Source organism: Microbacterium sp. P5_E9, assembly GCF_054049175.1.
In genome coordinates this window covers 98320-111238 of the sequence record NZ_JBFUMV010000012.1, presented here as the reverse complement: position 1 = coordinate 111238, position 12919 = coordinate 98320, and the positions used below count along the sequence as shown (strand labels likewise).

The 12919-nt window shown below is 69.5% G+C and carries 9 protein-coding genes; 2 read left to right on the top strand and 7 right to left on the bottom strand.

The annotated features are described in order from the left end of the window. Positions 1-2700: preprotein translocase subunit SecA (secA, locus tag ACXJ3V_RS14620; RefSeq protein ID WP_457101054.1), on the bottom strand; the 2700-nt coding region annotated here is incomplete at its 3' end. A gap of 218 nt (positions 2701-2918) precedes the next feature. Here secA and ACXJ3V_RS14615 point away from each other — a divergent pair. Together ACXJ3V_RS14615 and ACXJ3V_RS14610 are read left to right on the top strand one after the other, a co-directional pair. After that, a complete protein-coding gene (locus ACXJ3V_RS14615) occupies positions 2919-3521 on the top strand; it encodes a PadR family transcriptional regulator (RefSeq protein WP_457101053.1) in 603 nt (200 codons plus the stop codon). A 67-nt stretch (positions 3522-3588) separates the two neighbouring features. Further along, positions 3589-5331 carry a DEAD/DEAH box helicase gene (locus ACXJ3V_RS14610; protein ID WP_457101052.1) on the top strand — a complete coding sequence of 581 codons (1743 nt, stop codon included), beginning with the start codon at positions 3589-3591 and terminating at the stop codon, positions 5329-5331. A gap of 26 nt (positions 5332-5357) precedes the next feature. On the opposite strand, the gene ACXJ3V_RS14605 is transcribed toward ACXJ3V_RS14610, so the two are convergent. The 6 genes from ACXJ3V_RS14605 to mtrA all read right to left on the bottom strand — a co-directional run bounded on the left by ACXJ3V_RS14605 (position 5358) and on the right by mtrA (position 12741). Beyond that, the gene (locus ACXJ3V_RS14605; RefSeq protein WP_457101051.1) at positions 5358-7037 is read right to left on the bottom strand and encodes a SulP family inorganic anion transporter; all 1680 of its coding nucleotides are present in this window, start codon (positions 7035-7037) and stop codon (positions 5358-5360) included. 111 nt (positions 7038-7148) lie between these two features. Next, the gene (gene hpf, locus ACXJ3V_RS14600) at positions 7149-7805 is read right to left on the bottom strand and encodes a ribosome hibernation-promoting factor, HPF/YfiA family (protein WP_457101050.1); all 657 of its coding nucleotides are present in this window, start codon (positions 7803-7805) and stop codon (positions 7149-7151) included. Between the two features lie 66 nt (positions 7806-7871). Next, a complete protein-coding gene (locus ACXJ3V_RS14595; protein ID WP_457101049.1) occupies positions 7872-8588 on the bottom strand; it encodes a ComF family protein in 717 nt (238 codons plus the stop codon). 100 nt (positions 8589-8688) lie between these two features. After that, on the bottom strand, positions 8689-10368 hold the full coding sequence (locus ACXJ3V_RS14590; RefSeq protein ID WP_457101048.1) for a GerMN domain-containing protein: 1680 nt from the start codon (positions 10366-10368) through the stop codon (positions 8689-8691). Continuing rightward, positions 10365-12053: an MtrAB system histidine kinase MtrB gene (mtrB, locus tag ACXJ3V_RS14585; protein ID WP_457101047.1), complete on the bottom strand. Its 1689-nt coding sequence runs from the start codon at positions 12051-12053 to the stop codon at positions 10365-10367. Before mtrB ends, ACXJ3V_RS14590 begins: the two co-directional genes overlap by 4 nt. Positions 12054-12060: 7 nt before the next feature. Continuing rightward, positions 12061-12741: an MtrAB system response regulator MtrA gene (gene mtrA / locus ACXJ3V_RS14580; protein ID WP_457101046.1), complete on the bottom strand. Its 681-nt coding sequence runs from the start codon at positions 12739-12741 to the stop codon at positions 12061-12063. Positions 12742-12919: the final 178 nt, after the last annotated feature.

Below are 12919 nucleotides of genomic sequence, written 5' to 3'. Positions count from 1 at the left end.
CGCGGCGGGCGCGGGGGTGGCCGCCGCGGCGGCAGYGGCCTGGCGCACGCGGCTGGTGGCCGCCTGCTGCACCTGGCCGCGGTCGTTGCGGACCTCGACCTCGCCGGCGTCGTTCGCCGCAGAGTACTCCAGGCGCTGGCCCTCGATCGGCGTGGCGCCGAGTCCCTTGGCCTCGACCTCGGTGGCGTCGCCGTCGGCGCGGCGCACCTCGACCTCGAGGTTGTAGAGGTAGCCGACCGACTCCTCCTTGATCTGCCCCATCATCGACTGGAACATCTGGTAACCCTCGCGCTGGTACTCGATGAGCGGGTCGCGCTGGGCCATGGCGCGCAGGCCGATGCCGTCCTTCAGGTAGTCCATCTCGTAGAGGTGATCGCGCCAGCGGCGGTCCAGCACCTGCAGCACCACGCGGCGCTCGAGTTCGCGCACGGCCGTCTCGCCGAGGGTCTCCTCGCGCTTGCGGTAGGCGATCATGGCGTCCGAGAGCAGCTCGCGCTTGAGGCCCTCCGGTGTGATCCGACCCTTCGTCCCCGCCTCGGCGACGACCTCGTCGATCGTCACCGACACCGGGTAGAGCGTCTTGAGCTCGGTCCAGAGAGCGTCGAAGTCCCAGCTCTCGGTGTGGCCAGTGGAGGTGTGATCGTCGATGACAGCCTTGATCGCATCCTCGATGAAGTGTCCGACGCGGTCCGCGATGTCATCGCCCTGGAGCATGTGACGGCGGTCCGAGTAGATGGCCTCGCGCTGGCGGTTGAGGACATCGTCGTACTTGAGCACGTTCTTGCGGATCTCCGCGTTGCGCGCCTCGACCTGCGACTGGGCGCTCTTGATCGCGCGTGACACCATGCCGGACTCGATGGCGACGTCATCCGGGAAGTTCGTGCGCGCGAGGATCGCCTCGGCGGCGCCGGACTGGAACAGGCGCATGAGGTCGTCGGTCAGCGACAGGTAGAAGCGGCTCTCGCCGGGGTCGCCCTGACGGCCCGAGCGTCCGCGCAGCTGGTTGTCGATGCGCCGCGACTCGTGGCGCTCGGTGCCGAGCACGTACAGGCCGCCGGTCTCGACGACCTTCGACGCCTCTTCAGCCACACTCGCCTTGGTGGCCTCGTACACCGAGTCCCACTCGGACTCGTACGCCTCGGGGGTCTCGACCGGGTCGAGGCCCTTGGCCTTGAGGTCCTGGACGGCGAGGAACTCGGCGTTGCCGCCGAGCATGATGTCGGTGCCGCGGCCGGCCATGTTGGTCGCGACGGTGACCGCGCCGTAGCGGCCGGCGCGGGCGACGATCTCGGCCTCGCGCGCGTGGTTCTTCGCGTTGAGCACCTCGTGCTTGATGCCCTTCTTGGCGAGGAGCCGCGAGAGGTACTCGCTCTTCTCGACGCTCACCGTGCCCACGAGGACGGGCTGGCCGGTCTCGTGGCGGCGCGCGATGTCTTCGACGACCTGGGCGAACTTGGCCGGCTCGTTCTTGTAGACGAGGTCGGCCTGGTCCTTGCGGACCATCGGCCGGTTGGTCGGGATGGGCACGACACCGAGCTCGTAGGTCGACATGAACTCCGCGGCCTCGGTCTCGGCCGTTCCGGTCATGCCGGCGAGCTTGTCGTACAGGCGGAAGTAGTTCTGCAGCGTGACGGTGGCGAGGGTCTGGTTCTCGGCCTTGACCGGCACCGCCTCTTTCGCCTCGATGGCCTGGTGGATGCCCTCGTTGTAGCGGCGGCCGACCAGGATGCGGCCGGTGTGCTCGTCGACGATCATGACCTCGTCGTTCATCACGACGTAGTCGGTGTCGCGCTTGAAGAGGGCGAGGGCCTTGATCGAGTTGTTGAGGAAGGAGATCAGCGGCGTGTTGGCCGACTCGTACAGGTTGTCGATGCCGAGGTAGTCCTCGACCTTCTCGATGCCGGGCTCGAGCACGCCGATGGTGCGCTTCTTCTCGTCGACCTCGTAGTCGACGCCGACCTCGAGCGTCTTGGCGATCTTGGCGAACTCGACGAACCAGCGGTTCGCCTCCCCCGAGGACGGACCCGAGATGATCAGCGGCGTGCGTGCCTCGTCGATCAGGATCGAGTCGACCTCATCGACGATCGCGAAGAAGTGACCGCGCTGGACGAGATCCTCCTTGCGCCACGCCATGTTGTCGCGCAGGTAGTCGAAGCCGAACTCGTTGTTGGTGCCGTAAGTGATGTCGGCGTCGTACTGCTCGCGGCGCACCTGCGGGGTCTGTCCCGCGATGATCGTTCCGTTCGTCATCCCCAGGGCCCGGTAGATGCGGCCCATCAGCTCGGACTGGTAGCTCGCGAGGTAGTCGTTGACGGTGATGACGTGCACGCCCTTGCCGGCGATCGCATTGAGGTACACCGGGAACACAGCGGTGAGGGTCTTGCCCTCACCGGTCTTCATCTCGGCGATGTTCCCCAGGTGCAGCGCGGCACCGCCCATGATCTGCACGTCGTAGGGGCGCTGACCGAGCGTGCGCTTGGCGGCCTCGCGGACGGCCGCAAACGCCTCCGGCATGAGCTGGTCGAGAGTCGCGCCGGCTTCATAGCGGGCCCGCAGCTCGGCGGTCTCGCCGCGCAGCTCGTCGTCCGTGAGCTGGGTGTACTCGTCTTCGAGGGCACCGACGGCCTTCACGATCTGCTGTAGGCGTCGCAGGATCCGGCCTTCGCCGGCGCGGAGCAGTTTCTCGAGCGGATTGACCACGGAAAGTTCCCATCTATCGGGTCAGCGCGCGGAACTCCGGGGCGACCGGCTTCCGCGCGCAGGCATACCTCCCCATGTTACCTGCCCGTGATCTTGGAGTGGGCTGTGGATGCCGCGGCACCCGGCCCCGGCGACACGCCGGTTGCGGCATCCGATGAATTCGCTTCTCGGTATTCATATACTCGGCAACGAGATCGACTGACCCGAAGAGGAGATCCATGTCCGTGAGGGGAAGTCTGCTCGCGATCCTCGATCAGGGTCCGTGCTACGGCTATCAGCTGCGGGCGGAGTTCGACCGCCGCACCGGTTCGGTGTGGCCCCTCAACGTCGGGCAGATCTACAACACCCTCGAACGACTCGAGCGCGAGGGCCTCGTCGCGAAGAGCGAGATCGACGACGAGGGTCACGTCTACTGGGAGATCACGGATGCCGGGCGCGCGGGCGCGCGCGATTGGCTGACCGCGCCCTTGGATCGGCCGCAGGGCGGGCGTGATGAGCTCGCGGTGAAGATCGCACTCGCGGCGACCCTCCCAGGCGCCGACGTCGCGGCGGTCATCCAGACGGAACGGCTCGCTGCGCTCGCGCGGCTCGAGCGCCTCACCGATGCCAGGACCCCACGAGGGCCGCACGACCACCGGGAGGAGTTCGCGCGGGCGCTCGTCGTCGACGCGATGATCTCCCGAGCCGAGGCGGAGATGCGCTGGCTCGACCGGACCGAGGACCGCCTCGCGGGGCACCAGCACCACACCATGGCGCTCGGTCTCTCGACGGCGCGGCCCAAGCGCGGACGGCCCGCCAAACTCGGCACTACGGCGGCGTGACGCACTCGCGGGCAGCCTCTGGGCGTCGGATCCTGTCGGAGACCCACTGCGCGGACTAGCCTGAAGCGTGCCCACATCCGATGACCACGTCGAGTCCGAGGCTCCCGCCGAGCCCGAAACGACCACATTCCGCGACCTCGGCCTGGGCGAGTCGGTGCTCAAGGCATTGAGCGACGTCGGCTACGAGACGCCCTCCGCCATCCAGGCGGCGACGATCCCGACCCTCCTCGCCGGCCGCGATGTCGTCGGCCTCGCACAGACCGGAACGGGCAAGACGGCCGCCTTCGCCCTGCCGATCCTCGACCGGCTCGATCTCGCGCAGAAGACCCCGCAGGCCCTCGTCCTCGCCCCGACGCGCGAGCTCGCCCTGCAGGTCTGCGAAGCGTTCGAGAAGTACGCGGGGCATGTCCGCGGCGTCCACATCCTGCCCGTCTACGGCGGCCAGGGCTACGGCGTGCAGCTCTCGGCGCTTCGCCGAGGCGTGCACATCGTGGTGGGAACGCCCGGCCGCATCATGGACCACCTCGACAAGGGCACGCTCGATCTGTCGGAGCTGAGATTCCTCGTGCTCGACGAGGCCGACGAGATGCTGAAGATGGGGTTCGCCGAGGACGTCGAGACGATCCTCAAGGACACTCCGGCGACCAAGCAGGTCGCCCTCTTCTCTGCCACGATGCCCTCGACGATCCGGCGCATGTCGAAGCAGTACCTGAACGACCCCGAAGAGATCACGGTCAAGACGAAGACCACGACCTCGGCGACGACCACCCAGCGCTATCTGATCGTGTCCTACCAGCAGAAGATCGACGCCCTGACTCGGATCCTGGAGACGGAGAACTTCGAGGGCATGATCGTGTTCGCGCGCACCAAGAGCGCGACCGAGGAGATCGCCGAGAAGCTGCGGGCGCGAGGCTACTCCGCGGCGGCGATCAACGGCGACGTCGCCCAGCCCGTCCGCGAGAGGACCGTCAACCAGCTCAAGTCGGGCAAGCTCGACATCCTCGTCGCCACCGACGTCGCCGCCCGCGGCCTCGACGTCGAGCGCATCTCGCACGTGGTCAACTTCGACATCTCGACCGACACCGAGTCGTACGTGCACCGGATCGGGCGCACCGGTCGCGCAGGCCGCTCGGGAGACGCGATCAGCTTCGTGACACCGCGCGAGCGCAACCTCGTGTCATCGATCGAGCGGGCGACGCGCCAGCCGATCACCCAGATGCAGCTGCCGAGCGTCGACGACGTCAACATCACCCGCCTGACCCGGTTCGATGACCGCATCAGCGCGGCGCTGGCCCAGACCGACCGCATCGACGGATTCCGCGACGTCATCGCACACTACGTGCGCAATCACGACGTGCCCGAGGTCGATGTCGCCGCCGCACTCGCGGTGGTCGCGCAGGGCGAGTCGCCGCTGCTGCTCGAGCCCGAGCCCGAGCAGCAGCGCCGAGGGTTCGACGACCGCGCAGACCGGGGAGACCGCCCCGGCCGATTCGATCGCGACGACCGTGGCGACCGCGGCGAGCGTCGGCAGCGACCGAGCAACGGCCGTCTGGCGACGTATCGGATCGCGGTCGGCAAGCGCCACCGCGTCGAACCCCGACAGATCGTGGGCGCCCTCGCCAACGAAGGCGGACTCAGCCGCGGCGACTTCGGCGCCATCCAGATCCGCCCGGACTTCTCGCTCGTCGAACTGCCGGCGAACCTGCCGCCCGAGACGTTCGCGCGGCTCGCGGAGACCCGGATCTCCGGCAAGCTCATCGAGATCCGCCCCGACACCGGCGGCCCCCGCCGCACTCACGGAGACCGCTAGCCGCGGCACGCGGCGCCCGCGCGGCGCTAGGTGCGCGGGAAGGCGGCGACGGCGGCGCTGAGATCGTCGAAGACGTGGTCTGCGGGGATGCGCGACTCGATGCCGTAGCGGCGCAGCGTCTCCAGCAGCACCTCGTCGGGCCGGGCAAGGATCAGGGTCACTCCGCGCGAGTCGAGGAAGTCCATGATCCCGGACATCACCTGGCCGGCCGAGTAGTCGATGTCGCTGATGCCGGCGCAGTCGAGGATGACCCAGCGGACCTTGTCCGGCGCCCCGTCCACCACTGCCTGGACGTCGTCGGCGAATCGGCTCGCGTTCGCGAAGAAGAGGTCGGCCTCGTAGCGGAACACGACGAGCCCCGGCTCGCTCTGCTGGCCGGGCTTGGCGGGGTTGTAGGCATAGCCGCCGTTGCTGCCGGTGCCGAGCACGAAGTCGCGAGCCCGGTACTGCCGCGCGATCACGTCGAGCAGCGACAGGGCGAGCGCGAGGAAGATGCCCGCGGTCACACCCACGAGGAACACCGTGAGCGCGGTGACGATGGCGATGCCGAACTCGATGGGCCGGCGGCGCAGGATGCGGCGCAGGCCCTTCACGTCGATGAGGTCGATGCCGATCAGGAACACGATCCCGCCGAGGACGGCCTTCGGCAGGTCGGTGAGCAGGTTCGTCAGGAACAGCAGCACGACCAGCGTGACGAGCACCACGGTCAGGTTGGCGATCTGCGATCGGCCCTTCTGCTCGTCGAGGATCTGCGTCTTGGTCGGTGAGCCGTTCACGACGAAGGTGCCGCTCAGGCCCGCCGCGAGGTTCGCCGCGGCCAGTCCGACGATGTCGCGATTCACATCGACGCGGTCGCCGTGCTTCATCGCGAAGCTCCGGGAGGTCGCGGCGCTCTGCGCGATGATCAGGACGAAGCACGCGAACGCCGTCGACGCGACCGCAGGCACATCACCCCAGGTGATGCCTACGGGAAGGCCGATCGGCGGGAGTCCGCCCTGGATCGCCCCGACGACGTCCACCCCGTAGGACGACGCGTCGGTGATGGTCGCGACCGCGAGCAGTCCGACCACGGCGATGATGGGCCCTGGCACCTTCGGCAGGAACAGCTTGAAGCCGAGGATGATCGCGATCGTCCCGGCCCCGTAGGCGAAGGTCGGCCAGGACACCTCACCCAGCGAGGTCATCCACGCCCACTGCTGCTGGAACCAGTTGCCGCTTCCCTTCGGGATCCCGAGGATGTCCGGGATCTGCCCTGTGGCGACCTGGATCCCGACGCCGGTCAGGAAGCCGATCAGCACCGAGGCCGAGAGGAAGTCGCCGAGGAAGCCGAGCCGCAGCACCCGCGCGAGCACCAGCAGCACGGCGCACAGCAGCGCCGCGAGCCCGCAGAGCGCGACCCACTTCGCGGAGCCCGGCTGCAGCCCTCCGATCCCCGCCGCGAGCAGGCCAGCGGACAGGATCGCCGCGGTCGCCGAGTCCCCGCCGACGACCAGCAGCTTCGAGGAGCCGAGCAGCGCGAACGCCGCGAGCGGGAACAGGATCGTGTACAGCCCGGTCACGATGGGCGTCTGCGAGATCGACGTGTAGCCCATCACCTCGGGGATGGCCACGGCGGCGAGGATCACTCCGGCGAGGATGTCCGGCCCCAGCCAGCTGCGCTGATATCCGCGGAGCGACACCGGAACGATCCACTTCGGAGCTGGCATGCAGCGTCCTCCCCCTGTTTCGGGTGATTCTGACGTGCCGCGGCATATCGCCGCAAGTGCATACGACGAAGCGGATGCCTCGAGCCGAGGCATCCGCTTCGTGTCGTCAGGTCAGGACGCGAGCTCTGACGCCGCTTGGGCCGTCAGTGCGATCACCCCGTAGTCCCAGCCCTTGCGTCGGTAGACGACGCTCGGATGATCGCTGCGCGCATCGATGAACAGGAAGAAGTCATGGCCGACGAGCTCCATACGGTCGACGGCCTCTTCGACGGTCATCCACTCCGCATCGAAGCTCTTCTGACGGATGACGACCGGGGTGTAGTCCGCCTCGTCCTCGGGTCCGGTGATGACCGGAATCTCGCCGGTCGCCACAGCGCGGAGCCTTTCGACGGACACCGGCTGCACGTCGATGCCCAGGAGGGCGCCAGTCTCCTTCTCGTACTTCGCGCCACGCGGGTGATTGCGCGAATCGACCCGCTTGTCCTTCGCTCGACGCAGCTGCTCGCACAGCTTGTCGACCGCGAGGTCGAGCGCCGCGAACTTGTCGGCGTCGGTCGCCTCGGCGCGGACGATCGGGCCCTTCCCGGTGAGGGTGAGCTCCACGGTGTCGTCTTCCATGCGTCCGTTGTGGTACGCCCGGTGCGTCACCTTGATGTCGACTCGCTGCGCGCGAGGAGCAAGGTGCTCTATCCGGAGGGTTTTCTCTTCGACAACCGATCGGAAGCGGTCGGTGATACCCACTCCCACGCCGACGATGCTCGATTCCATCCTTGACCTCCTTGTTCCGGTCCGCCCGGTCAAGGGCGGACCGTCAGTCGCCTTGTCCTCCCCACGCTATCTCCGCGTCACCGGGAAGTCACCTATGACTTTCGAATGTGTCGCGCCGGTGACCATTCGGGGCGTCGCGGCGATCGTCGCCGCCCCGACGACGTCCCATCCAGCAGCGCGCAACGCGCGTGCCGCCTCGTCGAGCGTCGCGCCGGTGGTGACGACGTCGTCGATGATGACGACGCGCCGGATGCCGGCAGCCGGCGCACTCGTCCGCGCCGCGAGCGACGCGGCGACGTTCGCCTGCCGCTGGTCGCGGTCGAGGCCGCGCTGGTCAGCGGTGCGGCGGGTCGGCGCGAGCAGAGACCTGCCCGTGAGCCCGGCGCGGCACGCGACGAGGTCGGGAACCCGGAACCCTCGACGCCGCATGGCCGCGCGCGAGGTGGGGATCGGCACGACGAGGGCTCGATCGCGGCCGGCCGCCGCGATGAAAGCGGCGCGCAGCGCAGGGGCAAGTGCCCGGGCGAGCCCGGTGCGGCCGTCCTCCTTGAGAGAGCGGATGACGCGTGCCGCCGTCCCCTCGAAGGTCAGCCCACTCCACACCGCCAGTCCGGAGGGGAGCACGCGCCGGGTCGGGGCCGGCTCCAGCGCGCGGCTGCACGCATCGCACAGCACGATGTCGGGCTCGTCGCAGCCGGCGCAGTCGACCGGAAAGAGGAGCGTGAGGGCATCCGCGAGCGCACGGCGGACGGGCGCTGGGAGGGCGACGGGAGGAGACTCCATCGGGCCAGCCTGAACGGCCGGCGGCAGGCACGTCGCCCCGATCGGTCCGACCGCGCGTTCTCACGCCGCCCGACGGCGTGGGGAGGAGAGGACGCCGCTGTCAGCGGGACAGGCCCTGCTGGGTCGCCAGCACCAGGATCCCCTCCGCCGTCTGAGTCCAGTTCGACCCGCGCTGGACATAGAGGGCGCCCTCGGCGGCGCGCAGCCGCACCGTGGTCGCCTGGTTCGCCCCGGCGATCTGCGTGACGCCCTCCGGCGCGAGCGTCGTGACGGTGGGTCCGCCGACGACGAGATCGACGACCGCCGGCACGTCGCCGCTGCGGGTGAGCACCCCGACGGAGATGTCGTCCAGCCAGGCGAGCGCCGCCCCAGGTCCCGGCAGCTGCGTAAGCAGGAGCGGCTGTTCGCCGAGGCCCGACGGCACACCGTCGGAGTTGCGGATCACTCCGGCGATCCACAGTGCCGGTCGTCCGCCGCTGGTCACGACCGCGGCGAGCCGAGTCCCGTCGCGGGACAGCGACATGGCGGCGATCTGCGTCGCGTCGGGCCAGGCACCCGTCATGTCGATCCGCTCCCCGCTGCCGCTGAACGCGGCGAGCCCTGCCGGCGCGTCACGGGGGGCGCTCCAGGTGTAGCCCCACGGGTCCACAGTGGGGTCCACGAGGCCCGCACGGGTGTCGAAGACGGCGACCTCCCCGTCCGCCGACACCCGGGCCACCGTCCCGTCGACCAGGCGCACGCCGGCGAAGTCGCCGTCCGGTGCCACTTGGATGGCCGCGGGCACGACGGTGGCCATCGTGGCCGACAGCCCGTCGAGCGGCTCCAGCTGGTCACCGGAGAGGAAGCCGAAGCCGTCGGCGGTGTCCACCAGGGGCAGGGTGCTCACCCGGGTCGAGCGGGTCTTGACGGGCTCGATCTCGAGCGGCGTCGACGACACCGAGATCTCCACGCTCGATACGTTCGCCGATGCCAGGCTCGCATCGAGCTGCGTCTGCATCCGCGACAGCGTGTCCGGCGTCGCGGCGAGCGCGCTGTCATCGAGTTCGACGTGCGCGACGCCGTCGACGACCGGCACCGACGGCCGCGCGAGCGAGACGTCTTGGAACGCCGTGAAGACGGATGCCGCCAGCCACGGGCTCGGTCCGCCCTGGATGAGCGCGTCGGCGATGTGGGTCGCCGCGTTCACGGCGGGGAACCACCGGACGTCCGGCACGAGGAACTCCCACGTCGGGTCGAAGTACATGAGCGAGTAGCGATGGAACACGGACGCGAACTGGTCCCGATCCAGGACGATGCCGTCCCGGGCCTCGGTGATGCGCCATTCGCCGTCTTCCTGCTTCGCCAGCTGGAAGGGGACTTCCGTCGGACCGGCCTCGACCTGGGCGTAGGCGCCGATCGCGTCGGTGGAGGCCACAGCGGTGAGGGTCAGCACGACCTGGTCCTCGGCCGGCGATTCGTAGTCGCGGTCGCTCTCCACGTCGATCGTCACCCCGGCGCTCGGGTCCCAGGTGCTGCTGATCGAGGGCGCGAGATACTCGCGGGCGATCGCCCAGTTGTCGGCCGGGCCGGAGCCGGCCCGGATGAACCCGGTGACGATCTGCTCGGGCGTCGCCCCCGGCTGCGGGCTGTCGGGCCGGAACGAGAAGTCGGGGTTGCCGGCATCCGTCCCTGCCGGGAGTCCCGGGGTCACCGGTCCGCTCGTCGGAAGGCCCGCACACGCCGAGAGCGCGAGCGCCGCCGTCGCCAGGAAGGCGGCCAGGATGCCGCGGCGCCGGGTCATGCCGACCCTCCTCGCCGCGAGGCATCCGTCTCCACCACGATCGGCTGCGTGAGTCCGAGCTCATCGGTCGCGGTCTCGCCCGGGTCGACCGGGATCGGCGACGGCGCGGTGAGCCTCGTTCCCCGGCGAGGCAAGGTGAGCACGAAGTGGGACCCGCGACCGGGCTCCGACCACACCGCCAGCTCGCCGCCGTGCAGCCGCGCGTCGCCGAGCGCGATCGACAGCCCAAGACCCGTCCCGCCGATCGTGCGGGTGCGCGAAGGGTCCGCGCGCCAGAACCGGTCGAAGACCCGTTCGACGTCCTGGGGCTTCATGCCCATGCCGTAGTCGCGCACGCTCACCGCCACCGCCTGCTGGTCGCTGTCGACCGTGACGACGATCGGCCGGCCCTCGCCGTGCTCGATCGCGTTGCCGAGAAGATTCCGCACGATCCGGCGGACGCGACGGGGGTCCATCTCGACGGGCGAGTAGCCACCAGGGGCGACCAGCCGCACGTCGGTGCCGTGCTGGTGGGCGAGCTGCTCCATCGAGGCGATCTCGCCCTCCGCCAGCTGGGCGAGGCTGGTCGGCTCGAGTTCGAGCTGCACGGATCCGGCGTCGTAGCGGCTGATCTCGAGGAGGTCGGTCAGGAGCACTTCGAAGCGCTGGACCTGCGCGTTGAGCAGCTCGGCGGCGCGCGCCGTCGCGGGGTCGAAGTCGGCGCGCTGGTCGTTGATCATGTCTGCCGCCAGCCGGATCGTCGTCAACGGCGTGCGCAGCTCGTGCGAGACATCCGAGACGAAGCGCTGCTGCACGAGCGACAGGTCGGCGAGCTCCTTGATCTGTGATTCGATGCTGTCGGCCATCGCGTTGAACGACCGTCCGAGCGTGGCGAGCTCGTCCTCGCCCCGCACCGGGATGCGCACGGTGAGCTCGCCGGCGGCCAGCCGGGCGCTCGTGTCAGCGGCCTCCGAGATGGGTGTCGTGACCGACCGGAGCACGAACCAGGCGATTCCGCCGATGAGGATGACGAGCCCGATTCCGACGGTCCACAGCGTCACCTGGATGAACCCGAGGGTCTGCTCCGCGCTGCCGAGGTCGTAGGCGAGGTAGAGCTCGTACGGACCGACGTCCGGCACCAGCAGCTGCTGACCGACGACGATCCCGGGCATTGTGCCGCCGAGCGGCGCGGGGAGCGCGACGGACTGCCACCACTGCTGCTCCGCGTCGGCGCGCACAGCCGTCCGCAGGCCCGGCGAGATGAGGTCCTCCTCGAGTCCCCCCGAGGTGAAGTCCTGCGGCGCGATCTGGGACGGCGTGCGGTCGATGCGGAAGGCGGCGATCATGTCGCTCGAGGACTGCTCGGCGAGCGTCGCCTGGACGCTGCGCATGAGGTTCTGCAGCTGCACTCCATCGCCCTGCGCGGCGGCGGAGTCGAGCGACTCCTGCGCGGCTTGCGTGGCGCGGCGCGAGTCGACCAGCACCTGGTCCCGCCGCGAGACGAACAGGTCGTTCTGCACCTGGAGCGCCATCCAGACGCACGCCACGAGCACGGCGAGCGCCGTGAGCCCCAGCGTGACCACCACAATCCGGAACCGCAGCGAGCGCCGCCATAGCCGCGCCAGGTCGTCCGGCCACTCGCGCCACTCCCGCAGCCAGGCGAAAATGCGGCGGGATGCCGAGGCCGGCGCCTCCGCCAGGGTCATGGTGGGCTCAGACCACCGCGCCGGCGCGGTAGCCGACGCCGCGCACCGTCGTGACGATCTTCGGGTTGTCGGGGTCGAGCTCGACCTTCGCACGCAGCCGCTGCACGTGGACGTTCACGAGGCGCGTGTCTGCCTTGTAGTGGTAGCCCCACACCTGCTCGAGCAGCATCTCGCGCGAGAAGACCTGCTGCGGCTTGGAGGCGAGTGCCACGAGGAGCTCGAACTCCAGCGGCGTGAGCGCGATCGCCTCGTCGGCCCGGCGCACCTCGTGCGCCGCGACATCCACGGTGAGGTCACCGATCCGCAGCGCCTCGCCACCGGGCTGGGCGGCCGGGCGGAGCCTCGTGCGGATGCGGGCGACGAGCTCCTTCGGGTTGAACGGCTTGACGATGTAGTCATCGGCGCCCGACTCCAGGCCCTTCACGACATCGGCCGTGTCGGTGCGGGCGGTCAGCATGATGATGGGCACGCCGGACTCGGCGCGCACGCGCGTGCAGATCTCGATGCCGTCCATGCCCGGGAGCATCAGGTCGAGCAGGATCAGGTCGGGGCGCTCGGCGCGCCAGGCGTCGACGGCCTTGCTTCCGTCTGCGCAGAAAGCGGTCTCGAACCCCTCCGTGCGCAGCACGATGCCGATCATCTCGGCCAGAGCGGTGTCATCGTCGACCACCAGGATGCGTGAAGTCATCGCGCGGGTTTCGTCCTTCTCTCGCGGCCTCGGGGCGCGTGCAGCGCACACGCCGGTCCGTGACGCTCTCCACAGAGTAATGGACAGTGTCTGAGACCGCGCCGAGCACGCGCGGAGGGGTGTGACACGATAGGGATCGCCCGGTGCGCCGAGAGGACGGCGAGGCCGCGCGAGGAGG

Coding starts and splice junctions, on each gene's coding strand:
- ACXJ3V_RS14615 (WP_457101053.1), top strand. CDS start 2,919: ATGTCCGTGAGGGGAAGTCTGCTCGCGATCCTCGATCAGGGTCCGTGC.
- ACXJ3V_RS14605 (WP_457101051.1), bottom strand. CDS start 7,037: ATGCCAGCTCCGAAGTGGATCGTTCCGGTGTCGCTCCGCGGATATCAG.
- hpf (WP_457101050.1), bottom strand. CDS start 7,805: ATGGAATCGAGCATCGTCGGCGTGGGAGTGGGTATCACCGACCGCTTC.
- ACXJ3V_RS14595 (WP_457101049.1), bottom strand. CDS start 8,588: ATGGAGTCTCCTCCCGTCGCCCTCCCAGCGCCCGTCCGCCGTGCGCTC.
- ACXJ3V_RS14590 (WP_457101048.1), bottom strand. CDS start 10,368: ATGACCCGGCGCCGCGGCATCCTGGCCGCCTTCCTGGCGACGGCGGCG.
- mtrB (WP_457101047.1), bottom strand. CDS start 12,053: ATGACCCTGGCGGAGGCGCCGGCCTCGGCATCCCGCCGCATTTTCGCC.
- mtrA (WP_457101046.1), bottom strand. CDS start 12,741: ATGACTTCACGCATCCTGGTGGTCGACGATGACACCGCTCTGGCCGAG.